Here is a 22,302-nt window from a genome sequence, read left to right as displayed (position 1 = left end):
TAGAGTTCATTTTTGTTTTGCTGCGTTGCAGCATAATGCACCATATTTGTGCCTCCGAAGGCAGAGGCCAGAGGTTCGAATCCTCTCGGGTGCGCCATTATTTCAATGGGTTACCCGCCCTGCCATCGGGCTACAGAAGAAAAATAAGCATATAGCAATCGCAGCCTACTCACGCTTGCTCGCGATTTCCTCCATGTTGAAACGGGGAATGGAGATTTCTCTTTGGTCAATTCTCAGCTCAAAAGTGTGAGTGGTTCGTTTTAAAACGACTTCTCCATAGTGCATTTGTCGGTGGTGATTTGGGCAAATGATCATGATGTTGGAGGCAGAAAGTGATCCAACCTCCAGGTCAGCCACGGGAGTAGCATGATGGGCTTCGACATATGGATCGCCATTGAGTTTCTTAAATCCGATCGGATTTAGCCCTAAGGCTTCGCAGATTTGGCACTTAAAGCCATTGTGACGCTTTAGCTTGTCGCCAATTGAGCCCCTCTCGATCGACTTGCTCACTCGATTTCTTACGGCTGGCTTCTTATCAATCAGCTTCCTCTCTAACTCTGCCAGCGCTTCCGCATCTGACAGAAATTGATCATCAAATGAGTCTTCTTGCTGTTCGCTTTGCCAGCTCTCCGCCCACTCTCGCACCGCATCTTCATCTTCATCGAGTGCATTGCGCCAAGAGATTGATGCGGTCCCGGGCAGCAGTTGTGCTTGCTCTCGTATCTTTTCGAAATCCGACGATTGCCATTTATGCGATTGTGCAGCGGCCTTCATTTGAGACACCGGGAAGGGCCAGCGGCGATCTTCTTGGGACCAAGCCTTTCCAAAATGTTCGTCTACGCAAAGGCCCAGTGGAGGGAGTGAGGCTCGCAAACATGCAAAATCTAGCCTCGATTGAATGTTATGGCGGTGGCATCATGAATGACTCGGCGCCGTAAGTTGAACCGACTCGCTTTAGCCTTCAAGACTCCATGAGGAGGCAGGTTCAGCGTGGAGCTTTTCAATCTAGCGCAGCGCTGGACCTGCCCTAGCGCGAGACAACGGTCTGGCGTCCGGACCCATCGCTCTGCGATGGGCTTTCAGTATCTCCTTCCACCAGTTGCCTAACCTGCTGAAACGGATGTCGAGGGTCGAGGCCGGAACTTGGCGGTGCTCATTGCTGACTCACCTACTACCCTCAAGCGCGCTTGGGAGATCGGCTAAGCCTTCCACATAAGCAAAAAGGGACGCAACCGTAGCAGCGGTGCGTCCCTTTGTGATTACTATAGCAACCTCTAATACGCTTGTAAGCTAGCGAGAACGAGCGCAACGTGCAATGGAATCCTCAGCAAGCTGGCAGTTCTGACCCACATCCGTTATTTAGAGCAACTAGAATCAGTCACTTCGGCCGAAAGTGGTTCGCACACTCTTCAGCTCACCAGTGGCAAAGCAGACCTTCTGCTAACGACCCAGTTTCAGCCGTTCAATTCAACCTTACGATTCATGATTGCCGCGATTGCGCCAAGACAGCCGAGAATTAGCTCCACAAAAGCCTCCCTGAGTGGCTGGCTAGTTAGATGCAAATCGCCTTCAATTCCCGCGCCCAACAGCCTCGCTAGGCAAACACAGATGAAGATGATTGCCGCGATTGCGCACCTTTGATTGGCCAACAACCCCAATCTACCGCCCGCTAGCACGACTAATCCAATTCCTATCTCGCCACCCCCGATCATCGCTCGAACGGCCGTCCGCGCCGAGGCAGTGCCAACACCAATCGAATAGTATTCGAGAACTTCAGGTCGGATCAGCGTGAGCAATCCCAACCCGAGGAGCATTGCTCCTGCTAAAAGAGGATACGCGGCTACGAAGAGGTTCTGCCATTTCATCGAACGAACCGCCGAGTTCTTGATTTATATTCCCGATAGGCCTCGCCATATTGAGCTTCCATCCAGGGTTCCTCGAAGAATGGCGCAAACACGTAGAGGACAGCCCAAGCAACCAGCAGGATCGCCACTGGTAATTGGTTGGCGATCAAACCCCAGCCCGTAAGCCCAATCCCAGTTGCAACGTAAACAGGATTACGGCTGAACCTAAACCAACCATCAGTGACAAGGCCGCGCTTCTCTCCAAAGGCGTTGCGCCAGCCCATTTGTAGAGTGATCCAGACGGCCATTCCGAACCCGCAAACAAACAACAGCCCGCCTAAACCGTAGTGCAGAGCAAAGGTGGATTGAGGCACTGGCTCGAATACAACCGCAGTCAATGCAATCAGCGGGTAAAGGAAGAGCCGAAAGAGAACAAGGAACGTGCGATGTTGCCAGCTTTGCTTGCCTGGCGGCGGGAAGAACTGGAAGTCGTTTCGCAATGCAGCCACTGCCGCGAGCGCGAAGATAAGGATAATTGCGCTAGCCGAGACGCCAAAGAGCGCCCATTCGAACCACACCTCGGTAATACTAATCATCAACTACCGAACTTGAGGCGGAAACCCCCATTCAGCGTGAAACCCTCAAGCGGTGCCCAGGCATCGACCGTCCATTCCCCACTCGCGGCTCGCTGTGGCAGCAAAAGCGGATCGTAGCGGGTCTGGCGAATGTTGAGCAGATTTTCGGCATTGAGGAAGAAGCTCACGTTGCCCCGTGTTACTTCACCAAGCAGCCCGAGAAAGAAGAAGGAGCGTGAGCGCTCGCGAAAGGGGTTGTCCTCCAGCTCTTGCCTGCCAGTGTAGTACGCCTCGAAGCCTAGTCTATGACTGCCATGCTCTTCCCATATGGCGACAAGCCCCGCCGTATGCTTTGGCGTCAAGGGAAGCTGGCTGCGACCGGTTCCGCTTGGATCAGGTTCGCTTGTATCTACAAAAACATAGCTTCCGGTGACTGTGAAACCGTCGTTCTTGTATCGCAAGAGAAGCTCAGTGCCGCGCACTCGCGTGATTCCGTCGATGTTGACGATCTGAACCCTTTCAGGCGCAACCTCTACAAGTCGGGTTGCATTGTCTATGTTGGCACCGAAGAGCGTTGCATTCGCTTCCCATGGGCCATCGGAATAGCTGAAGTCGAGCGAGGCAGTTTGGGCCGTCTCTGCTTCGAGATCGCGAAGTGGTTCTAGCCGTGACAAGCCCGCAGCCTGTATCTCGTCTACAAATGGCGTGGGCGCGAAGAAGCCTCTGCTAACGGAGCCACGGATCGTCCAATTTCCCGGCCTGTAGAGCGCGGAAAACCGAGGGCTGAACTGAGTGCCGAACTCGTTGTGAAAATCGACACGAGCGCTGGCAGCCAGTGTGAGGTCAAGCGATGCTTCATATTCGACCTGACCAAAGAGACCCGGCACATCATAAGTGTAGTCGAAGGCAGGAAAGGTCTCGGAACGGTAACGATCCGACTGAAAGGCGACACCGCCAACCAGTGACGTGGCACCATCGATGATTGTGACGGAGGTCTCGCCGAAAACGCTGATATGACGATCGTCTTCCACCACATCGCCGAATTGGTGAATGTGATCCTGCTGCATGGCCGAACCGCGCACGCCAACGGTTGTGCTGTCGGACAATGGCTTGCTGATGACCACGCCTGCGTCAAAGCGATCAGTATCTTGTGCCTGCACGAAACTTGTTCCGTCAGGCACGGTGCGGCCCGGCAGAGTACCGCCAGCGCGATCCTCTGTCATTGCTCCAAGCGTTAGGTAAACCGAGCTTCCGTCGTCTCCGTTGAATTGCAACCTTGGACGCGCCACGAAACGATCATAGCCGGGCATGTCTGCCCAACCGTCACCATCGATGTCCTGAGCTGATTGCCTGTGCGCACCTGTCGTCAACGACAATCCGAGATTGGAGCTGACAGGCGCTGCCACATAACTCGTGAAGTCCTGCCCATTTCGCGAGGTGATGTTGAACAGCGCCTCAGCCTCGAAGGCATCGCCCGGTCGTTTGGATATAAGGTTGATGACCCCACCAAGCGCCGACGCGCCATAAAGTGCGGATACCGAGCCTTTGATTACCTCTACTTGCCCAAGGTCAGTTGGTGGGATTTGCAACAAGCCGAGCGACGAGGCCTGCCCGCCAAATAAAGGCAAGTTGTCAGCGAGAAGCTGAGTGTAGCGTCCTTCCAGACCCTGAATCTGTATGTTCGCATCACCGAGTGCCGGGGAAGTGATATGAACCCGGACGCCGCCCGTTTCATTCACAAGGGTGGCAATGTTGCCCGGGCGCATAATCGCCTTTTCTTCGATCTCTTCCCGTGGAAGCACTTCGACACGAACAGGCTGATCCTGCACTCGGCGGGGGCGACGAATGCCTTGTACGATAATGACGTCTTCATCTTCGGCCTGGTCGTAATCGTCGCTTTCCTGCGCGGCATCAGCTTGGTCACTTTCGGCTTCATCAGCAGGAGAAGCAGGGGCTGACTGGTCCTGCGCAAAGCCAGATGACGGGAGAGATAGAAAGGCGACGGCGCTCAAGAATATTGGGGTGCGAAGAGGAGAGGTCACAAGAGGTCTTTCGGAGGGTTGTTATCAATTTGACGGTTGTTTGGTTGGGTCTTCGAGAATGGCCTGAAGATCGGCAGGAATATCCATTTGGACGAACGCGCTCACATCTGAGCGGCCTGTGTTGCCAATGGGGAGCCGACCGGTGAGATTGCCTAGTGGCGCAAGGGCGAGGCGCATAAACTGCCCGAACATCTCGCGAAAATCTGCCGTGTTGGCTGCAAGCACAAGCATACGCCAATGCGAATAGATATGAGGCAAGAGCATTCCTTGGGCGACAATATGTGCGCGCTCCAAGTGTCGCCATGCTTTTTCCGTTTTGCCCGCCTCGGCGGCGCTGCGCGCATAGCGATACTCAGCTTCAAGGAATGAAACGATCCGCATCTGATTGCTATTGGACATTCTTGCTCCCTCCTACCGTGCAGCCGGGTTTGACATCAGCTGAACCCATTTCTGAAAGCGCTTGGCGAGCGATTGATACGGACGAACGGAGGAAAAGCCCTGCAAGAAGAATAGCCACGAGCAGGTCTGGCAGAGCGCTAGCAGTTACAGCGACCAGAAGCCCTGCAACGATCACAGCAACATTCCCGATCGCGTCATTGCGAGAACACAACCAAACCGAGCGGACATTGCTGTCGCCATCACGCCATTTGAGCAGAATGATGACGCTCGCGACATTTGCGGCGAGCGCGAGAAGTGCGACCAAGCTCATAGTCTGAGCTTCGGGAGGCGAGCCTTCTGCAAAGCGTAATGCTGTCATGCCGAGAACCGCAATGGCGATCAGCGCGAGCGATCCGCTCTTTACGAGAGAGGCTATTGCTCTCGTTCGAACAGCTGCCCCGATCACGGCCAAGCTAAGGGCATAGGTCGCCGCATCTCCGGCAAAGTCCAAAGCGTCGGCTTTCAAGGCTTGCGAGCCTGAGGTCACTCCTGCCCACATCTCGACAACGAACATGGCCGCGTTGATCGCTATGACAGCAATCAATGCGCGCTTGTAGGAGGGCGATAGCCCATCAAACACTTTCTCTTCGCAGCAGCCTGACATCGCTCTTTTATCCTGAGTCGTAATGACAGACAGCTCGATACAAGCTACAGTGGCTGTAGAAACAAGCGAAAAGTGACAAACCTATGAAATCAATGTCAATTGGTGAGCTTTCGGAGCGCTCAGGGGTCAAGATCACGACCATTCGTTACTACGAACAGGTTGGGCTGATCTCCAAGCCTGAGAGGAGCGCGGGCGGTCGGCGAATGTATCGAGAAGAGGATCTTAAGCGGGTCACCTTCATCAGGCATTCCCGCCACCTTGGTTTCTCGCCAGACGCCATAAGGAGCATGATCCAACTTCAAGCTGTGCCGGACGATGACTGTGGGCCTGTTAACAAAACTGCCCAGAAACAACTCGCTGTTGTCCGCGAACGCATCGCACAGCTTCAAGCCCTGGAGCGAGAACTAGAGCGGATCACCCAAAGCTGTGAAGGGGGAAAGGTCGGTGAATGCCGAGTGATGGAAGCGCTTAACGATCATGGCCAGTGTGAGACAGGCCGACATGAAAAGATCGAGGGGCTTTAGTCTCCTTAACCGCTATTTCCGCGTCCGCTCCAACAGGTCCACGAGTTCCTCGAACTTTTCGCGCTGCTCGCCTTCGTCACCGCTGGCAATAGCCTCAGCAACGCAACACGCCGCATGGTCCTTCAACACCTGCGTCTCCACCTTAGCTAATGCCGATTTGATCGCTGCAATCTGGTGCAGGATGTCCATGCAATAGCGGTCGTCCTCGACCATTTGCGCAATGCCGCGCACTTGGCCTTCAATCCGTTTGAGGCGGTTCAGCGTAGCTATTGTTTTCTTGGTCAATTGCCGTTCCCGATTGAAATACCCTAGGGGGTATATATAGGTCTTGGCAATCCTACAACAGAGATGACGTTCGCCATGCCCCAGTTCTCCCGCCGCAACCTGATCAGCAGCACTGCTGCACTGGCCGCAGCATCGTCGCTTCCCATGCCTGCTTGGGCGCGTGGTCAATCAATGCCACATGCCAGCAAAGGGTTTGGAGAGTTGTCTGGCGAGGACATCAACCTCTCGATTGGCGATGCGCATTTCATGACTGGCGGACGTTCGGGTCATGCCTTTGCCGTGAACGGCACGGTGCCCGGCCCGCTGATCCGCTTGCGCGAGAGACAGGACGTTCGGCTGCACGTCACCAACAATCTGGACGAGGACAGTTCGATCCATTGGCACGGGCTTCTTTTGCCATTTCAGTTCGATGGAGTGCCCGGTGTCAGCTTCCCCGGTATTAAGCCGGGCGAGACCTTCACCTATGAGTTCCCGATACGTCAGACCGGCACCTATTGGTGGCATTCACACTCTGGGCTGCAAGAACAGGCTGGTCACTACGGCCCAATCATCATCGAAAGCGAAGAGCCAGCCCCGCGCTATGATCGCGACTATGTGGTGCTTCTGTCAGAGTTCACGCCAATCCACCCGCACCAGATCATGCGCTTGCTAAAGGTTGGCGAACACTATTTCCAAAACCAAATGCAAAGCGCGACCGAGGGCGACATGTCGGGCGAAATGCGCCGCATGTGGGGACAGATGCGCATGAACCCGCGCGACATCGCGGATGTGTCGGGCCAGACCTACACCTACCTGATCAACGGACACGGTCCTTCCGATGATCTGCAATTGGAGTTCAAGCCGGGCGAACGCGTGCGGCTGCGAGTGATTAACGGCAGCGCCATGACATTCTTCAACGTCCGCATCCCCGGCGTGCCGATGACGGTGATCCAATGCGACGGGCAGGATGTGGACGAAGTCGAAGTGGACGAGTTCCAGATCGGCGTCGCGGAAACCTATGACGTGATTGTCGCGCCGACTGACGGCAGCCACGCTATCGTTGCTGAAGCGATGGATCGCAGCGGAATGGGTGTGGCTTCGCTCACCAGCCACAAGGGGCACATCGCCACACCGCCTGCCTTGCGCAAGATACCGACGCTGACCATGACTGACATGGGCATGATGGATCACGCTGCTCATGCAGAGATGGGCCCCGACATGGGCGGTATGGACCACGACATGCGCAATACCTCGCTTCTGCCCGATGATGTTGAGGCTGGCCCCGGCGTCGATATGGTCGCGCCGATGCCGACTGACCGGATGGACTTCCCCGGACTTGGCCTCGACAAAGTTCCCCACCGCGTGCTGCGCTATACCGACCTTAAGGCCAAGCGCATGAATCCACACCGCGAAGTTGAACGAGAGATGGAGATACATCTCACCGGCAATATGGAACGCTACATGTGGTCCTTTGACGGCAAGAAATTCACGTCCGTCACCGATGACCCAATCCGCTTCGGCTATGATGAGCGTGTCCGTGTGAAGCTGGTCAATCAGACCATGATGGCCCACCCGATACACTTGCACGGCCATTTCTTCGAGATGGTGAACGGCGCGGACCATATGCACCAGCCCTTGAAGCATACGATGGTGGTGCAACCGGGCGGCACAGCAACATTCGATCTCACCGCGAACGAGCCGGGAGACTGGGCGTTCCACTGCCACCTGCTTTACCACATGCACGCAGGGATGATGCAGGTCGTGACCGTGCGTCCATTCCCCGATGGGGCTTTGGGCTGATGCGCGCTCTTTGGCCTGTCGGCGCGGCACTGATTGCCGCGTCGCTATGCGCGCCATTAGCTGCGCAGGATCATTCCTCTCATGGAAGCGGACCGCAGCCGGAAATGGATCACTGCGCAATGGGGCACCTTCCGCCCGAACAGTGCCCGCCGAAAGATGAGCACGACGGCCATGACGCAATGGACCACGGTTCAATGGATCACTCCGGCCATGGCGACGACAAGCAGGACGAGCACGCTGACCATTCCACCATGGATCATGGGGCAATGGATCACAGCCAGCACGGCGCGACTACGGACAAGTCTGTTCCCGGCGCTGCGCCGGAAGACGCGGTGCCTGCGCGAGCCTTGGAAGGTCCTCGGCATGCAGCCGATGCGATCTGGGGTGCCGATGCGATGGCTCCAAGCCGCGAGAACCTAGCCCGCGAGAATGGCGGGATGCGCACGGGTAGCGTTCTCATCGAGAGACTTGAAGCACGCATCGCGGCGGACGGCGATGAGGGTGGATATGTCTGGGACGCGCAAGCCTTCTACGGCGGCGACATCAACCGCTTCGTCTTGAAAACCGAGGGCGAAGGCGTGTTTGGCGGCGAATTGGAGGATGCAGAGATACAGGCGCTTTATAGCCGCGCAATCGGCCCCTTCTTCGATCTGCAAGCGGGTGTGCGTTTTGATCCTGAGCCGGACACACGCGGTCATCTGGTTGTCGGTGTGCAGGGTCTCGCGCCCTACATGTTCCATGTCAATGGTGCGCTGTTCCTGTCGGATCGCGGCGACCTTACGGCGCGCTTGGAAGGCGAATACGACCAGCGCATCACACAGCGCCTCATCGTGCAGCCACGCCTCGAGGTTGAACTGTCGGCACAAGACATTCCAGAACGCGGTATCGGTGAAGGGATCACCAAGATCGAGCCGGGTGTTCGGCTGCGCTACGAGATCGAACGCGAGTTCGCGCCCTATGTGGGCATCGAATACGAGGCTGCGCTGGGAGAAACCGCTGACATCGCCAGAGCCGCTGGCGACGACCCGGATGGCTTGAAGTTCGTTTTCGGATTGAGAGCTTGGTTCTAATTCGCGAGCCGACGTCCGCTTCCACCCCCAGAATACGACGCTTAGCGATGGCTCAAGGTGGGCCGGAAGCAGTCGGTCGGGTTTCGGTGGCTGGATCGTGGAAAGCCGAAATGCAGGTCACGACCGCCTGCAGGCCGTTATGCTAATCACCTTGGCTATGCGGCTCCCATCATCGAAGAGGCAAAAGGATCAAGCGTCGAACTTTGGGAGCGTGTAGGACGCTTCTTTCAGATCATGGACTCAGGCTTCCGCTTTGTCTTGCGCCGCTTCAGCGGCCGCCGACAAACTGTCGCTCTCGATCCGCATCATCATGTCGTAATGCGCTTGGTGGTCGGTTTTGATGAGGACCCTTTCAAACACACCTAAGTATTGTTGCACGGCGTTGTCATCTGCGGCGAGATAGATTTCATCATGCGCAGTATGGGATCCATCGTGAGTCCAGGAAAAAGGGAACGGCAAATCTGCGCCTCGCGGCCTTCGAACTTCGCAACAATATCGTCCGGGAGCAAGCCGCCGAGCACAACTAGGTAATTCTCGACAATCCGACGCATCGTGTTCTGGATAGTCAGGTTGGCGCGCTCACTATCACGTATCTCTCCCACAGCATCTCACAGGACGGTGTTGTCAGACTAACTGTACCCGTTGCGGAATGAGGCGGTGAGGGTACGGCGGATGAGCATGTCCATCTTCCTCAAAACTTTGCGATAACTCATGTGCATTCGCTCAGTCGGCGGAGAATGTTACGATCAAGCTTTTGACTTTCAATTTCGCTTAGGCCATCCAGTTGTACAAGCAGCACTTTCGCTTCAATTTTCGCGAAGTACCGTCGATCTTACAGACCCTGATTCCTCATACTTCAAAGGTATGCTCTTGTCTTTGGTTCGCACCTTTTTTGTCATTTGGGCTTTAGCCGTCTCAAGCCCTCTATCGGCTGAGGATCCAGAAAATGATCGGACATTTCCCGATGATTGGGCGGGTTATGGATCGCTTTCAGAACTCGATTGGCATGAGCGAAGCGTTCGGCGCGGAACTTACGTAAGGAGAGAGAATGAGAGGAAATCTAGCCGAATTTCAATTGAGATAAAGGTGGATTACGTGAAACGTATCGTGCGAGTAGGCGCGAAGACCCGTCAATGGCGCAAGTCAGAAGGCACCTCTGGCGGTTATATCTCCAAAACCATGACCGGTACTACGTCGTTAGATAAATGGAACGAATTGATTGCTCTGGATGCGGCCATCCTGCCGCAAATAGCGGAACCAATCTTGGATCCTGATCCAGACTTTATTCCGAGTCCTAGATTTTGCTCTTTCGACGAGTATTATGTCGAGGCATCAAACCAAAATGATGAGTTTTGGCGTAGATCAAGTGATGAATGCGACGAGAGCAAGGAAATTCCGTCCTATTTCGATGAAATGGTCAATATCGCGTTCGCCAGCTTCAGCGCGTGTGACGAATACCCTCAGTCACAAAACCTCAAACTTGAACTCTTCAACTGCGTCAAAAATTGGGGGAGGCTTAGCAAGTGGATAAGAGCTGGAAAGCTCTGATCAGCATTTGCGACTCGGATTGATGCTATGGGGCGCTAGCAATTATCTGGCTACAACCTGATGGAAGGAAGCGGATTGAGGCCATCACTGAGCTTACTTCGCGGCAAGTCGGACGCCAAAAGCACCTCTAAAGGACAAGGCAACGCTGGCAGCAGCTCATCCACGACGCTCCTCAATTGCCTGACCACTGATACCTACAATGATCCTCGTTGATGCATTCATACGATTTACGGGCGTTGGCCTTCTGCTCTTGCTGGCTACATTCACAATTCGAGACTTACGCAGTTGGCCTGGCGCTCCGTATCTGTTCATGGCGTGCCTCACAGTCGCGGCTGCGTTTCTGGGCCTCACAATAGACCAGCTAAAGCTGCCTGAGGCCTTGCATGTGATAGTGCGATTTCTTGATGTTCCTCACTTGGTCTTCGTTTGGCTTTTTGCCCTGTCTCTCTTCCAATCCAGCTTTGCATTGCGCCCTGTCCATTTGATGGTCGCATGCGTCTACTGCGTGCCGATCCTGATCGTAAGGTTGCATGAGTTCAATCTGATCACGACGGAGCCGCTGCGTTTCATCTATCTATCGGAATTCTTCTCGCTGCTTCTGATGGGGCACTTAGTCCTTACGGCCTTGCGGGGGCGTGCGGATGATTTGCTCGAGAATCGCCGCCGCGCTCGTCTCTATTTTGTGCTTGTCATAGCCTTTGTTGCGCTCAGCGCTGCTCTGGTTGAAGCTGTTTTGATCAATTCGACCTATCCTCCACGGCCGACAATTTGGATAGCGACGATTTGGCCTGCAATAGTATGGGCATGCTACTGGCTCCTTGAGGCAGACAAAGCGGCTTTCAACTTTCAAACAGTATCAGACCGCACATTAAGTCCAAGCTCGCAAGATCAAGATCTAGCAATGCAGCTTGACGCATTGATGGGCGAAGAAGAGTATTTCAAAAACCCCGACTTGACGATTGTCAGCCTGGCAAAGCAATTGGGTGTTACGCAGCATCGGCTGCGCGCCTTCATCAATCAAACCCTCGGTCACCAGAACTTCAGCGTCTTCATAAACGCATGTCGAATTGCAGCGGTCAAAAAGTGCTTCGAAGACCCAGATATGGAGCATCTTCCAATCCTCACGATTGCGATGGACTGCGGCTTCAAATCGCTGTCGCCATTCAACCGCGCGTTTAAACACAGCGAAGGTGTGACACCGTCCGAGTACCGGAGGGACTTGAAGCGCGATCAAGTCTAGAGCGCCCCAAAATCAAGTATCCGCGAATTCGGCAAGCTTTTCCGCGAAACGGACAAGTCACCCATGCGTGGGCAGATTATCAAAGAACACCTTAGATACTGATGGAGTCCATATGTTGAATTTGTCACGACGTACGCTGATGCTTGTAGCGGGTGCTTCTTTGCTACCGGGCACAATTGCACTGGCTCAGAGGGATACAAGTCGGCAAGATGGGGAAGATGGAACTTGTATTAAGAGAATTTTCGCAAACCTGTCAGACGATGCGGAACGTTTGGTCTCGGATGATCAAGTTACTGGAATCTCGATCGGTGTCAGCGATGGTCATAATCGAAAAGCGGCATATTTTGGTTATGCCGACACAGAATGCAAAACGCCTGTCGATGAGTTGACTCAGTTTCGGATCGCATCGATCACCAAACCTCTAACAGCGACCACGGTTCTCAAACTGAAAGAGCTCGGGCATTTGTCACTTGATCAGACAATAGAACGCTACTTTCCAGATTTTCCCCGAGCCAATGAAATTACAATCTACCACTTGTTGACGCACACCTCAGGCATCCCGAATTGGTGGGGCCTTCTACCATTCAACACGCCCGATGAGTTCATGAGTGATCGTGAAGCACATAGGTGGTTGGCACGAATGGATACGACTTCTCTATTCGACCCAGGAACCCAACGTGACTACTCCAATAGCGGATACTTGCTTTTGGGTGCGATCATCGAGAATGTGACTGGCCAGACATATCAAGAGGCTCTGCAAAGACTCGTTCTATCAGAAGCTGGTGCCATTTTGACAGAATTGGAAGACCCACGTCGCCCCAAGCCACGTTGGGCTAAGGGTTACGTTATGTCAGATGATAAGTTTGTCGAAACAGGGTTCGAGCCTATGCCATTTGCTGCAGGCGGGTTGCGCTCCCGCGTGAACGACCTTCTTTCATTCAGCGATGCCTTGTTCAATGGCATAATCGTTAGTGCTGAAAGCTTAGCAGAAATGACACGGCATGCCGTCCTGAGCGATGGTCGACTCGTTCAGCATGGACTGTATACGGCGCCGGGCTCTGATCCGCTGCCATGGCCCGATAACACAACAGAACTTGGCTATGGATTGGGCATGAACACATGGGTCCAAGCAGGCGAGCGATACTACTCACACGCAGGGCTTATTTCAGGCTTCGGAGCTTACTGGATTCACGCGCCCAGAACAAACACCACTGCAGCACTTCTAGCGAACACACAGGGTGGCACCGGTGACATTCACCAAGCGCTCCGGGACTGCCTCGCGAGTGCGTGATGCCAGTTTAGCAAACGTCTGCTTTCAGGAAATTATTAGACGGCAATGCATGACTGAATATGGGGCGCAAAGCTGCCGCTTGAAAAGAAAGGTCAATCGTCTTGAACGTATTTAGCTGCGCGGCCCCCGCTTAGCCATGCGTCAACGCCAGACGGATTAAGCTGATCTTCGATCGGATCGCCGCTTGCTCTGGTTCGGATTGAGGCTCAGCCAATTTCGCTTGGCAGTTTGCCAACAAGCCTAACAGCTCAGCTTTTGACAGTTTCGCCAGCGATGCGATGTTGAATATTTCGTGCATTGTCTTTCTCCTTTTGAGACCGCAACCATTGCGGCCTTCGATGGAGACAGGAGCAGACAAATCTGATCTGACATCATTCATCTTTGAAGCGTAACCATATGAGAAGCAGCCCATACATGGGCTTGATGTTTCAAGAGCAGACTTTGGACTAAAACCGACCTTCGAACAGGCCGAAAGGCAGGCTCAATTTGAGCAAAGACATGTGCATGAGCTTGTATCGCTTTTGCTGAAGCTTGAGCAAAGCAGAGCTTCTTATTTGATTTTTGGCGTCCAAGCGGGCTCTCGTGAACCGAGCTAATGATCTCGGCCAAAGGCTTTGATCCCTGACGCGTTCTTAGGGCCTTGCCCTCAGCGCACTTCGATAAAAATAGACGCTCTACCGTGGCTCATTGCATTGCGCCCGCACCACTAGAGACGCGATTTTTCCGCGCCGTTTGCACACCCATCCTCGCCGGAAGGCAAGGGTTCATGACGAACCCAAACCCAAGGAAAGGATGAAGAAAATGACAGACAACCAAGGAGAAATCAGAATCTATGTGGCATGTTTAGCCGCTTACAATAACGGTAAACTGCACGGGAAGTGGATTGATGCAAACCAAGATCCCTATGACATCTGGGAAGAGGTGAGCACGATGCTTTTGGCCTCTCCGATTGAGGATGCAGAAGAATGGGCAATCCATGATTACGAGGGCTTTGAAGGCTACTCAGTGTCAGAATATGAAGGCTTTGAGAGCGTTTCAGAGATAGCCGAATTCATTGATGAGCATGGAGCGCTCGGCGGCAAGATTCTGGAACACTATGGCGAGCTAGACGAGGCTAAGAAAGCGTTCGAAGATCACTATGTAGGTGAATATGAAAGCCTGTCAGACTTTGCGCAGGAGCTTACTGAGCAAGGTGCTTCCATCCCTGAAAATCTCGCCTTCTACATCGACTATGAGAAGATGGCGCGTGACCTCGAGATAAGCGACGTTCTAACGATAAAGACAGCCTTCGATCAGGTTCATGTCTTTTGGGCGCATTGATATGTGCCAGAGAAAAGAACCAATTGAATTCACGCACGGCGGATATGGTGCAGGCCATCCATGGTATTACAATCTTGGCGGCAAGGTGCTCACGCTCAAGCAAATTAAGCAGAGCGCGAGTCAAAGCGGTTATCGAGGCTATATGCGGGAAGATATCACGACCGCAGACGATAGGCCTGAACCACAGCGCTCACACGCTCTGCGCTCGATCAGAGCCAAAGTGCTGGAAGATTTCTCACGAGATGTAAGCGGCTACCGCGCGCGAGCGCGAGAGTTGGCGGCATTCCGCACGGAGAGGGCGGAACCGTGTGAGCCATCATGCGCCGACATTCACACCAATATCAGTCTCAAGCACAATCACCTGTTCAATGATTTTGCGCATCTTATTTGGCTGGATGAATTGCTGTCCAAGCAAGGGGATCTGTTCGCGCTTTAGAAGGACGCTTTGCCCAAGCTCGCTAGCATCCATTCACAACGCGATAGAGCGTGCGTTCGCTGACGCGGTGCTGTGCAGCCATTGCGGTCATGGTTTCACCGGCGAGCCTGCGCGTTCGCACATCACGTATTTGCTGAGAGGATAGAGCAGGTGGGCGTCCCAATCGCTTGCCGCGCTTGCGCGCCACCTCAAGACCAGCTTTGGTGCGCTCGGAGATCAGCGAGCGCTCCAACTCAGCAAACGCGTTGCGGATTTGGAAGAAACACCGCCCCATAGGAGTTGTTGTATCTATACCTTCGGTCAGAACTAGAAACTCGATACCGCGTTCTTCAAAGTTTTCGAAGACATCAAGGGCATGGCGAAGAGAGCGAAAGGCGCGATCCATCTTCCACAGCACCAACGTATCGCCGCGTTTAAGATGATGGAGCGCTTTTTCAAATCCTGGCCGCGAACGCGCAATCGCTGAAATGCCATCATCGCTAAAAATGTGATCGCACTGAGCTTTCGTCAGTGCATCCAATTGCAGTTCTAGCGACTGATCGGTGGTTGATACCCGCGCATATCCGACCCGCTTATTTGCTCTGATGGCCATGTCATTTTCGCGCAGGTTCTCACATTGGATTGTAGCGAAGAGTTCCTCAAAACCTAGGCCGTATCTGTCAAAAAGGACCGTTTTTGTCACGGTCAATTCTGGCGGCTCTTCCCCAATTGCGGCTAGACCATTCTAGCACTGCGATTTCATTGTAAACTACTAGAAAATTGTAATTATTTCAAGGCTTTTCGTTTGGCATCTTTCTACCGGAACCTCCTCGCTCATGCCCAGCTTGACAAAAACGGTCGTTATTGTCGGCTCATAAAACACAGAGTTTATGGGTATGAAAATGGCGTCACTGGCGAAAAGAGTTTTGGGGAGTTTTTTGGCAGCTACAATGCTGGCGACTCCGGTTGTTGCATGCGCTGAAGAAACTGAGACAGCAACAAACAGTGAAGCCACTACGACAGCTAGCAGTGTCACAGCAACTCAAGCGCCCCAGGCTGCAGTTCAGTTTATCGGGATACAAGATCGCGCCATTGATGATGCCAGATACATCGTGGCCAATGCCTCTCACAACAAGGTCGCCATTGTGGTTTGGGGTGGCACTCGTGCAATTCAGCAAGAAGCTTATAATGCCGCTAGAGATTTGGCAGGTATCGGAATTCCGATAGCTTTTGTGCTCGCGCCAGACACAAACGGTCTAGAAGGCGATGCTGGTTTTCAGATTTATGCGAGAAGTGAGCCACGCTTTGATGGGGTTGTCGGCACAAATAATGCCAAGGATTTACGCCCGCTTGTTCGCCAAAATGCTCTAGATGCCCATAGGGAAGCATTCCCGCAGCAAGTTGCTGCTCTAACCGTTCGCTAGTCCAACTGGCTTGGCTCCACTGTCAACGATAGCTTGAGGCGCAGCTGCGACGGTTTCTATACCAGATGCACTGGCGTTGAAGTCGGTTGATGGAGTGTAAGCACTGGCAAAAGGGTTTTCATTTCCAAACGACGCTGACTGTCGAGATGCCTCAGCAATCTCAATGCTGTCGCTATCTTGTACAACCTTCACCGCAAAGACTTCTCTTGCAGCGCTAGAATCAAGATCAGCTATCTCTGCGTTTTGACCTTCGTTTAAGCTGCGATCGCTCTCTAATCGGCTATTGCTCATAGCTGCGACATCCTCTGCAACGCGGTCAAATTGTTGCTGGGTTGCAGGGTCATTTTCCAAGCTGTCTGCGAACGCTTGCTCTTCAGATGTAAGTGGTTTGCCCTGATATTTCTTGACCGCAATATTCGATGCCATTCTGGCGACATCTATACTCTCATCAATCTCGGCCTCAGTTTTGCCTTGAGCGCGCATTTGCTCTTTAAGTAACGCCAGCTTCGCAGGATCATTAAGCGTGTCTTTGATATCCTGCCATTCACCAATTGAAAGACTGATACCACCAACGGTGATGCTTTCAGTGCGTGATTGTCTGAGCTGATATCCAAGCTCAATCAGCTCACTGGTTTTATCGCGCTCTACGCGCTTTTGACGCTGAAGTTCCAACTTCTCGAGTTTCTCGCTATCGACTTCTTGCGTACCAGCACGTCCGCTCGCCGCGCCTTCGCTATCGGCAAACCCCATTGTATCGAATGCTCTTGCACCGCCAAAATGGGTGAAATCGACCAAGCTCTGCTCAGATTCCAATCTGGCGAAAGGGTCATTCATGTGATTTAGAAGTGATCCGACCATTTGTCAGACTCCGTAATTCTTTTTTGTTCTCCTCCAGGAGGCGGTTAAACCGCGCGTTTCTCCCAACTCATTAAATTATATAGAGAAAGTCTTAAAAAAGATTATGGAAATGCTCGCATTTGAAGCAAATTTAGCTCAAATTTTATCTAGTTTGAGGCAAGGGCTGTGCAGTGCCGCAGAACGAACCCAAGATAGGGCTTTGCAGCGGACTTTATGCGCCGATCCTTCCAGGTGCGGATGATGGTCGCGTTCAATCCTTCGGGGACATCAGAGCACTGCAATATCTTGTCAGGCAGCAAACCATCGGACCAAGCTTTGTCGATGATGCCTAGGTGTTCATATGTGAGAGCAATGCGTTCTTCTGGCGTGCGTGCATTCTTGCTTTCAGCATCCGGTAGGGATGCCCATTTGTTTAAGACGTAGTCCAGCTGGCTTTGCCGCGCGCTCTCGATTTTACCGCTGAGCCAAAGCGATATTGTGTGACCCTTGAGCGTAGTGGGGCGCTCAGGGTCATGTGCCGTCCCGCGCATAAGCGCTGTCGGTCCAACACCTGTGCGTTTACGCTCCGAGATCAGTTTTTCGCGTATTTCATCAGTGATCGGCACGTAAATCGTCATCGTATTGATTATACAGCAGCGACGAGCATTGAAGGCGCAGAATACCAAACGATCCACAGGCTTAGGCGATCTGTTGCGTAGTTCGGGCGTTCTAGTTTCATGACTACTGGATGGAGGCCTTACTCTGCCAACTTGTACGCTCTTTCAAACTCTGAAGGAAATTCTTGCGTGCCCACGAATACCCGCTTCCCGTTCCAGCCTCCTCGCGGTGTTGGAAGCTCCAAATCCCAATTGCTAGCAAGCGCGCGGTGGTGCCCCGCGACAGATAGCTATCAGCACGGTTCAGTCTATCTTGGTCAAAACGGCAGGGGCGAGCGGATCGGCATCACCGATGATCGTCACCTTTTTACAGCAGCAGGTAACAGGTCAGGTAAGGGCACCTCACTGATTGTGCCCAATCTCTTCCTGTGGCCAGGAAGCGCGGTTGTTATTGATCCAAAGGGTGAGAATGCGGCAATTACCGCAAAGCACCGCGCTACTAAGACAGGCCACACCGTGCTTGCTATCGATCCTCTTGGCGAGTCAGGCCTCAATGAAGAGTTTATCGGACGCTTCAACCCATTTGATCTAGTCAATATCGAGAGCGACGAAGCCATCGATATTGTAGGCATGATCGCAGACAGCCTGGTCGTTAAGACCAATCAGAAGGATTCGCATTGGGATGAATCCGCCCGTGACCTAGTTGCTGGGCTTATCTTGCATGTGTGCGACACGGAAACGGCATCGGAGCGTAATCTTGGCCGGGTGCATCAGCTCCTAAACAAAGGCGATCCAGAATTTGCGGAAGTTCTGCTTGCCGCCGAAATGGAAAAGCGTGCCGATGAAGAGGGCTACATTCCTGTAGCTCCCAATCCATTCTCGGCTCTGTGGTCGCATATGTCGCTATCCGACGCCGCTAACCCCGATGTCCGTGACGCGATCATTGGCGCAGCTCAGTGCGTCAATGAGATGGGCGACAATGAACGCGGTAGTGTGCTTAGCACGGCAAGGCGCAATTTGCGCTTCCTTGGCACTCCGAGAATCAAAGACGCGCTTAGGACAAGCAATTTCGATATCGATGCGATCAAAACCGCGAAAGGCGGGATGACCCTTTATCTTTGCTTGCCCGCTCGCATGTTTCCGACACATGCTCAGTTCTTGCGGCTTCTCATCTCGGTCATGCTCTTCCGTATGGAAGAGATTGGACTTGAGAAGCCCGCGTGCGGGCATTCAGTGCTGTTTATTCTCGATGAGTTCGCCTCGCTAGGTCATATGGAAATGCTGGAAAAAGCGGCGGGCCTTATGGCTGGATATGGCGTTAAGCTATGGCCCATCGTGCAAGACCTCTCGCAGATGCAAAAGCACTACAAAGAGAGCTGGCAGACCTTCATTGCCAATGCGGGAACGATGACGTTTTTTGCAAACAGTGATCTAACCACGCTTGAATGGCTATCCAGGCGCATCGGCGAAACTGAAATCATTCGGGAGAATGCAGGGCAAAGCCAATCTCAAACAGAAGGGCAATCAAGCAGCAACAGTGAAAGCCAAAGCGAAGGCCGGAGCTTCTCTGACAGCAGCTCACAATCCAAATCCGACATGGCACCGCTTAGCGAAACAGCGGCAGTCGAAGGCGGGCAATCGCTCTTCGATGTGTTCAACCGCCGGATGAAACGCTCGACAGCAAACAGCCAGTCGCAAGGTCGCACAGAAGGGGGCTCGCAGCATAGCTCTCTGACCAATCAGCAAAGCGAGAATAGCTCTGCTACAAAAGGAATCTCTAAGTCTGAGCAGATTTATAAGACACCGCTTATGACGCCGGATGAGCTGGCGCGCTATTTCAACCGTGAAAGCGGAATGGCAATTGCATTTGTGTCAGGCGAGGGGCCATTTGCCATCCGGCGGACGCCATATTTTGAAGATGAGATGTTTGATAGGCTGACGCGCTAATGCTTGCCCCCTTAGCGCTTTGCGCAAGGCTTATCTTCCAAGGCCTTTGCTTTGGGAAGCTTCGCTTTGACGCTGGTTCAAGCTCTTTCCGGCTTTATGCACCTTTTGCTCCATAGCATCCCGAAGCTTTTGTGATTTTGCTGGCTTGCGGTTCTCTTCATGCGCCTTGTGCATTTTTGCGTAATGCGCGCTTCGATTGACGGCTCGCTCGCCCATACCGCGCGGCTGCGGCGCGCGATCAGGTGTTGGCGCTAGCTTTTCCATGGCGCGCCCGGCTTTGCGTTCCATTTGATTGGACTTGCTATCGCTAAAGTCTGGTCGAGCAGAGCTTGGCGATGGTTTGGTTTTAGTAGGGGTGTTGTCATTGACCTGAGATTTCCCCGAACCCATGCCGTCAACAATGCGCGCGTAGGAACCGTTTCGCATGGACATATCGTCTTCCTTGAATGAGCTGCCCCGAGTCTATCTCTAGGCTCGGGGATCGCATTAGTTGGTTTTTTGGGGTTCGGCAGACAGAATACGTGTCTGAAGCTCGGCTGCTGTAGGCATATCGCGCAGATAACTCTGTGCGATGCTACCTGCGCCGTGCCGTCCAGCCTGAACCAACTCATCCGCTATGTCTTCACGGATTTCATCGCTGACCGCACACATCTCTGGCACAAACACGCAGCCAATATCCGCAGCATTGGCGACAAAGCTCTTGCCAGCCTGTGTCTGAGCAATTTGCTGTTGCCGGTATTGCAGAACAGTCGCTTCCATCTGCAACGTCGCCTGCTGAATCATGTTGGCGCGCTGATAGAGCGCCTGGTATGCGTCCATGCTTGTCTGAAACTGCGCATTAGCGTGCGCAAGTTTCACTTGATAGGTGAACTCTAGTTCTTTCAGTTGTGCCTGAAAGTTGATTTCAGCTTGTCGCTCACCATCAGCGCGGGCCTCGGCGATCTTCTCTTCGGCCTCCGCCCGGTCAATCAGCGTTTCGCGGATGACCGTCACCTCATATTTAGCGATGGCTTCGCCGACCATGACGCTTGGCTTCCAGTCTTCGGGTGCAAAGACCTCAACCGTTGCCATGCCCGCCATCAATACGAGTCCGGGTGCACCCAAGGTTGCCAGCATACGCAGCCAACGCTTTGGCTGCGATACGGGTTGCATAGGCTCAATCCTTGGAGGATTCCTTACTTGGCTGAACTCTTTGGGTTCACCCATCGGAAACGTGCGCGAGCGCTGCGGGGTTTCTTTCTTCTTGTCGTCCATCATGATTCTCCTGTCTTTGATGACAGGAAAAGAGGTCAGATATTTGGACGCGTAAGGTCGCCGCTTCAGGCGTTCAATGAATGTGAAACCAATGAACCACTAATTGGGTTCTCTAATAGGAAAGGCCTCGTCGAAAGGAGGCGAGCGAAGGTACGAACACTCGATATAAATCATGACTTAATATAGACAGGCCATGGTTTGCAATGCTAAAAACATGCTTTGCCTTTATAAAGAACGGAAGAAGGCTTCCATGACACCTGAAGAAGAGCTTGCAGACGCTATATTTGGAAATCGTGCAGGCGTGCCTGTCGGCGTACTCCGACGTGGAAATCAAAACAACGATCTCGAAGGTTCAGCTGACGAGAGTGGAAGAGAAGTGCAATCGGCCATCATAGGCAAAGAGCTTCTGTCTGCTGAATTGAGCAAGGTCGATTTTTTGGAGCTGGACGCGGTCAAGGGCAAGAGGGATCGCGCCAAACAAATCTTGGTGATGCGGCCGTCTTCAAAACCAGATGCCCTTGGAGCATATCATCCAAAGTACTCCCCGGTATATATTCCGCTCAATGAACGAGAGGGGCTTTTTTGCGGCCATCTTATCAATAAGACTTATTTCAAGCCGGAAAAACGCTCTCGTGACTTGATCACAAAGAATCTTCTAGAGAAATCGCTGGAAACTGACCCATCCGTCCATGAGCTCTACACCACGCTATCTGGTTCAAAGGAGGGCGCATTCAGTTTCATTGCGTTTGAGAAATTGACCGAGGGGTTGCCGCCTCTATTTGTTGACATAGAAAGCAATATTATTTCTTCGTTGAATGCAGATCGCATCCCAGCAGAGAACTTCAGTAATATTATATTTCAATACTATAGTGATTATGATATAAATGCTGCTTATAAAGGGGAGGATGATAGCACCGCGCCCCCGAAGAGTATGGAAGGTAAAGAGCTAACTGACATTTTAAACCGTTTAGCAGCTTTAGAAGAGAGGGTTGCTCGACCTGACGAAGCTGTGGTCGAACAGCAGGCCCAAAGTGATCAAGAAATCGGCGGGTTGAAGGTTGGTAGGCAAAGGCGAACGGGGCCGAGTGGCCAGTTCAAGCCGATTCAGTTCAACCTCAACGTAGAACTTATTGACCGTATAAAAAGCTCGGTGAAGGCTACGGGTGTCAGTCAGAGTGCCCTCGTAGAGCAAGCTGTATTAGACTTCCTAAATCAAAATCATCCCATGGGGCCAAGATGACGCGCGCC

At 53.0% G+C, this 22,302-nt stretch carries 25 protein-coding genes; 11 read left to right on the top strand and 14 right to left on the bottom strand.

Features of this window, described 5'->3' with window-relative positions:
- Positions 1–165: 165 nt before the first annotated feature.
- From AC0V6Z_RS04130 to AC0V6Z_RS04105, 6 genes are all read right to left on the bottom strand, one after another.
- Positions 166–774 carry an HNH endonuclease gene (locus AC0V6Z_RS04130; RefSeq protein ID WP_472640124.1) on the bottom strand — a complete coding sequence of 203 codons (609 nt, stop codon included), beginning with the start codon at positions 772–774 and terminating at the stop codon, positions 166–168.
- A gap of 680 nt (positions 775–1,454) precedes the next feature.
- Entirely contained in the window at positions 1,455–1,865 is a 411-nt protein-coding gene (locus AC0V6Z_RS04125; protein ID WP_472640123.1) for a hypothetical protein, read from the bottom strand.
- Positions 1,862–2,440, bottom strand: coding sequence for a methyltransferase family protein (locus tag AC0V6Z_RS04120; protein WP_472640122.1), 579 nt, complete (start codon positions 2,438–2,440; stop codon positions 1,862–1,864). Before AC0V6Z_RS04120 ends, AC0V6Z_RS04125 begins: the two co-directional genes overlap by 4 nt.
- Complete coding sequence (locus tag AC0V6Z_RS04115) at positions 2,440–4,461, bottom strand: TonB-dependent receptor plug domain-containing protein (RefSeq protein WP_486176436.1); 2,022 nt, start codon at positions 4,459–4,461, stop codon at positions 2,440–2,442. The genes AC0V6Z_RS04120 and AC0V6Z_RS04115 overlap by 1 nt, the downstream gene beginning before the upstream one ends.
- Positions 4,462–4,485: 24 nt before the next feature.
- Positions 4,486–4,860, bottom strand: coding sequence for a DUF3703 domain-containing protein (locus AC0V6Z_RS04110; RefSeq protein ID WP_472640120.1), 375 nt, complete (start codon positions 4,858–4,860; stop codon positions 4,486–4,488).
- The gene (locus AC0V6Z_RS04105; protein WP_472640119.1) at positions 4,850–5,503 is read right to left on the bottom strand and encodes a cation efflux transmembrane domain-containing protein; all 654 of its coding nucleotides are present in this window, start codon (positions 5,501–5,503) and stop codon (positions 4,850–4,852) included. Before AC0V6Z_RS04105 ends, AC0V6Z_RS04110 begins: the two co-directional genes overlap by 11 nt.
- 83 nt (positions 5,504–5,586) lie before the next feature.
- Here AC0V6Z_RS04105 and AC0V6Z_RS04100 point away from each other — a divergent pair, with 83 nt between their 5' ends.
- The gene (locus tag AC0V6Z_RS04100; RefSeq protein ID WP_472640118.1) at positions 5,587–6,027 is read left to right on the top strand and encodes a MerR family transcriptional regulator; all 441 of its coding nucleotides are present in this window, start codon (positions 5,587–5,589) and stop codon (positions 6,025–6,027) included.
- Positions 6,028–6,039: 12 nt separating this feature from the next.
- Here AC0V6Z_RS04100 and AC0V6Z_RS04095 read toward each other — a convergent pair whose 3' ends face one another.
- A complete protein-coding gene (locus tag AC0V6Z_RS04095; RefSeq protein WP_472640117.1) occupies positions 6,040–6,312 on the bottom strand; it encodes a metal-sensitive transcriptional regulator in 273 nt (90 codons plus the stop codon).
- A 75-nt stretch (positions 6,313–6,387) separates the two neighbouring features.
- Here AC0V6Z_RS04095 and AC0V6Z_RS04090 point away from each other — a divergent pair, with 75 nt between their 5' ends.
- Positions 6,388–8,091: a copper resistance system multicopper oxidase gene (locus AC0V6Z_RS04090; protein WP_472640116.1), complete on the top strand. Its 1,704-nt coding sequence runs from the start codon at positions 6,388–6,390 to the stop codon at positions 8,089–8,091.
- The gene (locus AC0V6Z_RS04085) at positions 8,091–9,161 is read left to right on the top strand and encodes a copper resistance protein B (RefSeq protein ID WP_472640115.1); all 1,071 of its coding nucleotides are present in this window, start codon (positions 8,091–8,093) and stop codon (positions 9,159–9,161) included. Before AC0V6Z_RS04090 ends, AC0V6Z_RS04085 begins: the two co-directional genes overlap by 1 nt.
- 240 nt (positions 9,162–9,401) lie before the next feature.
- Here AC0V6Z_RS04085 and AC0V6Z_RS04080 read toward each other — a convergent pair whose 3' ends face one another.
- Entirely contained in the window at positions 9,402–9,620 is a 219-nt protein-coding gene (locus AC0V6Z_RS04080) for a hypothetical protein (protein ID WP_472640114.1), read from the bottom strand.
- A gap of 252 nt (positions 9,621–9,872) precedes the next feature.
- Here AC0V6Z_RS04080 and AC0V6Z_RS04075 point away from each other — a divergent pair, with 252 nt between their 5' ends.
- The 3 genes from AC0V6Z_RS04075 to AC0V6Z_RS04065 all read left to right on the top strand — a co-directional run bounded on the left by AC0V6Z_RS04075 (position 9,873) and on the right by AC0V6Z_RS04065 (position 13,240).
- Complete coding sequence (locus AC0V6Z_RS04075) at positions 9,873–10,709, top strand: hypothetical protein (protein ID WP_472640113.1); 837 nt, start codon at positions 9,873–9,875, stop codon at positions 10,707–10,709.
- A 199-nt stretch (positions 10,710–10,908) separates the two neighbouring features.
- Entirely contained in the window at positions 10,909–11,949 is a 1,041-nt protein-coding gene (locus AC0V6Z_RS04070; protein ID WP_472640112.1) for a helix-turn-helix transcriptional regulator, read from the top strand.
- Between the two features lie 112 nt (positions 11,950–12,061).
- A complete protein-coding gene (locus tag AC0V6Z_RS04065; protein WP_472640111.1) occupies positions 12,062–13,240 on the top strand; it encodes a serine hydrolase domain-containing protein in 1,179 nt (392 codons plus the stop codon).
- 130 nt (positions 13,241–13,370) lie between these two features.
- On the opposite strand, the gene AC0V6Z_RS04060 is transcribed toward AC0V6Z_RS04065, so the two are convergent.
- The gene (locus AC0V6Z_RS04060; RefSeq protein ID WP_472640110.1) at positions 13,371–13,538 is read right to left on the bottom strand and encodes a hypothetical protein; all 168 of its coding nucleotides are present in this window, start codon (positions 13,536–13,538) and stop codon (positions 13,371–13,373) included.
- A 503-nt stretch (positions 13,539–14,041) separates the two neighbouring features.
- Here AC0V6Z_RS04060 and AC0V6Z_RS04055 point away from each other — a divergent pair.
- Both AC0V6Z_RS04055 and AC0V6Z_RS04050 read left to right on the top strand, forming a co-directional pair.
- On the top strand, positions 14,042–14,560 hold the full coding sequence (locus tag AC0V6Z_RS04055; protein WP_472640109.1) for an antirestriction protein ArdA: 519 nt from the start codon (positions 14,042–14,044) through the stop codon (positions 14,558–14,560).
- Between the two features lies 1 nt (position 14,561).
- Complete coding sequence (locus AC0V6Z_RS04050) at positions 14,562–14,996, top strand: hypothetical protein (protein ID WP_472640108.1); 435 nt, start codon at positions 14,562–14,564, stop codon at positions 14,994–14,996.
- A gap of 22 nt (positions 14,997–15,018) precedes the next feature.
- On the opposite strand, the gene AC0V6Z_RS04045 is transcribed toward AC0V6Z_RS04050, so the two are convergent.
- Entirely contained in the window at positions 15,019–15,588 is a 570-nt protein-coding gene (locus AC0V6Z_RS04045) for a recombinase family protein (RefSeq protein ID WP_472640107.1), read from the bottom strand.
- A 289-nt stretch (positions 15,589–15,877) separates the two neighbouring features.
- Between AC0V6Z_RS04045 and AC0V6Z_RS04040 the strand changes: the two genes are divergently transcribed.
- Positions 15,878–16,399, top strand: a complete 522-nt coding sequence (locus AC0V6Z_RS04040) for a hypothetical protein (RefSeq protein ID WP_472640106.1) — start codon at positions 15,878–15,880, stop codon at positions 16,397–16,399.
- Here AC0V6Z_RS04040 and AC0V6Z_RS04035 read toward each other — a convergent pair.
- Together AC0V6Z_RS04035 and AC0V6Z_RS04030 are read right to left on the bottom strand one after the other, a co-directional pair.
- Positions 16,385–17,257: a hypothetical protein gene (locus AC0V6Z_RS04035; protein ID WP_486176435.1), complete on the bottom strand. Its 873-nt coding sequence runs from the start codon at positions 17,255–17,257 to the stop codon at positions 16,385–16,387. The two genes, AC0V6Z_RS04040 and AC0V6Z_RS04035, sit on opposite strands and share 15 nt — an antisense overlap.
- A 146-nt stretch (positions 17,258–17,403) precedes the next feature.
- Complete coding sequence (locus AC0V6Z_RS04030) at positions 17,404–17,874, bottom strand: hypothetical protein (RefSeq protein WP_472640104.1); 471 nt, start codon at positions 17,872–17,874, stop codon at positions 17,404–17,406.
- Between the two features lie 168 nt (positions 17,875–18,042).
- Between AC0V6Z_RS04030 and AC0V6Z_RS04025 the strand changes: the two genes are divergently transcribed.
- A complete protein-coding gene (locus AC0V6Z_RS04025; protein ID WP_472640103.1) occupies positions 18,043–19,800 on the top strand; it encodes a type IV secretory system conjugative DNA transfer family protein in 1,758 nt (585 codons plus the stop codon).
- A gap of 30 nt (positions 19,801–19,830) precedes the next feature.
- Here AC0V6Z_RS04025 and AC0V6Z_RS04020 read toward each other — a convergent pair whose 3' ends face one another.
- Entirely contained in the window at positions 19,831–20,016 is a 186-nt protein-coding gene (locus AC0V6Z_RS04020) for a hypothetical protein (RefSeq protein WP_486176434.1), read from the bottom strand.
- 270 nt (positions 20,017–20,286) lie between these two features.
- Positions 20,287–20,952 (bottom strand): hypothetical protein, encoded by a 666-nt coding sequence (locus AC0V6Z_RS04015; protein WP_472640102.1) that lies wholly within the window; start codon positions 20,950–20,952, stop codon positions 20,287–20,289.
- A 352-nt stretch (positions 20,953–21,304) separates the two neighbouring features.
- Between AC0V6Z_RS04015 and AC0V6Z_RS04010 the strand changes: the two genes are divergently transcribed.
- A complete protein-coding gene (locus AC0V6Z_RS04010; RefSeq protein ID WP_472640101.1) occupies positions 21,305–22,294 on the top strand; it encodes a hypothetical protein in 990 nt (329 codons plus the stop codon).
- Positions 22,295–22,302: the final 8 nt, after the last annotated feature.

The sequence above is a fragment of the Erythrobacter sp. SN6-5 genome, from assembly GCF_057364945.1.
This window is presented reverse-complemented; position numbering and strand designations above follow the sequence as displayed.

Coding starts and splice junctions, on each gene's coding strand:
- AC0V6Z_RS04130 (WP_472640124.1), bottom strand. CDS start 774: ATGAAGGCCGCTGCACAATCGCATAAATGGCAATCGTCGGATTTCGAA.
- AC0V6Z_RS04125 (WP_472640123.1), bottom strand. CDS start 1,865: ATGAAATGGCAGAACCTCTTCGTAGCCGCGTATCCTCTTTTAGCAGGA.
- AC0V6Z_RS04120 (WP_472640122.1), bottom strand. CDS start 2,440: ATGATTAGTATTACCGAGGTGTGGTTCGAATGGGCGCTCTTTGGCGTC.
- AC0V6Z_RS04110 (WP_472640120.1), bottom strand. CDS start 4,860: ATGTCCAATAGCAATCAGATGCGGATCGTTTCATTCCTTGAAGCTGAG.
- AC0V6Z_RS04105 (WP_472640119.1), bottom strand. CDS start 5,503: ATGTCAGGCTGCTGCGAAGAGAAAGTGTTTGATGGGCTATCGCCCTCC.
- AC0V6Z_RS04100 (WP_472640118.1), top strand. CDS start 5,587: ATGAAATCAATGTCAATTGGTGAGCTTTCGGAGCGCTCAGGGGTCAAG.
- AC0V6Z_RS04090 (WP_472640116.1), top strand. CDS start 6,388: ATGCCCCAGTTCTCCCGCCGCAACCTGATCAGCAGCACTGCTGCACTG.
- AC0V6Z_RS04085 (WP_472640115.1), top strand. CDS start 8,091: ATGCGCGCTCTTTGGCCTGTCGGCGCGGCACTGATTGCCGCGTCGCTA.
- AC0V6Z_RS04075 (WP_472640113.1), top strand. CDS start 9,873: ATGTGCATTCGCTCAGTCGGCGGAGAATGTTACGATCAAGCTTTTGAC.
- AC0V6Z_RS04070 (WP_472640112.1), top strand. CDS start 10,909: ATGATCCTCGTTGATGCATTCATACGATTTACGGGCGTTGGCCTTCTG.
- AC0V6Z_RS04065 (WP_472640111.1), top strand. CDS start 12,062: ATGTTGAATTTGTCACGACGTACGCTGATGCTTGTAGCGGGTGCTTCT.
- AC0V6Z_RS04060 (WP_472640110.1), bottom strand. CDS start 13,538: ATGCACGAAATATTCAACATCGCATCGCTGGCGAAACTGTCAAAAGCT.
- AC0V6Z_RS04055 (WP_472640109.1), top strand. CDS start 14,042: ATGACAGACAACCAAGGAGAAATCAGAATCTATGTGGCATGTTTAGCC.
- AC0V6Z_RS04050 (WP_472640108.1), top strand. CDS start 14,562: ATGTGCCAGAGAAAAGAACCAATTGAATTCACGCACGGCGGATATGGT.
- AC0V6Z_RS04045 (WP_472640107.1), bottom strand. CDS start 15,588: ATGGCCATCAGAGCAAATAAGCGGGTCGGATATGCGCGGGTATCAACC.
- AC0V6Z_RS04040 (WP_472640106.1), top strand. CDS start 15,878: ATGGCGTCACTGGCGAAAAGAGTTTTGGGGAGTTTTTTGGCAGCTACA.
- AC0V6Z_RS04035 (WP_486176435.1), bottom strand. CDS start 17,257: ATGGTCGGATCACTTCTAAATCACATGAATGACCCTTTCGCCAGATTG.
- AC0V6Z_RS04030 (WP_472640104.1), bottom strand. CDS start 17,874: ATGACGATTTACGTGCCGATCACTGATGAAATACGCGAAAAACTGATC.
- AC0V6Z_RS04020 (WP_486176434.1), bottom strand. CDS start 20,016: ATGGGCGAGCGAGCCGTCAATCGAAGCGCGCATTACGCAAAAATGCAC.
- AC0V6Z_RS04015 (WP_472640102.1), bottom strand. CDS start 20,952: ATGCAACCCGTATCGCAGCCAAAGCGTTGGCTGCGTATGCTGGCAACC.
- AC0V6Z_RS04010 (WP_472640101.1), top strand. CDS start 21,305: ATGACACCTGAAGAAGAGCTTGCAGACGCTATATTTGGAAATCGTGCA.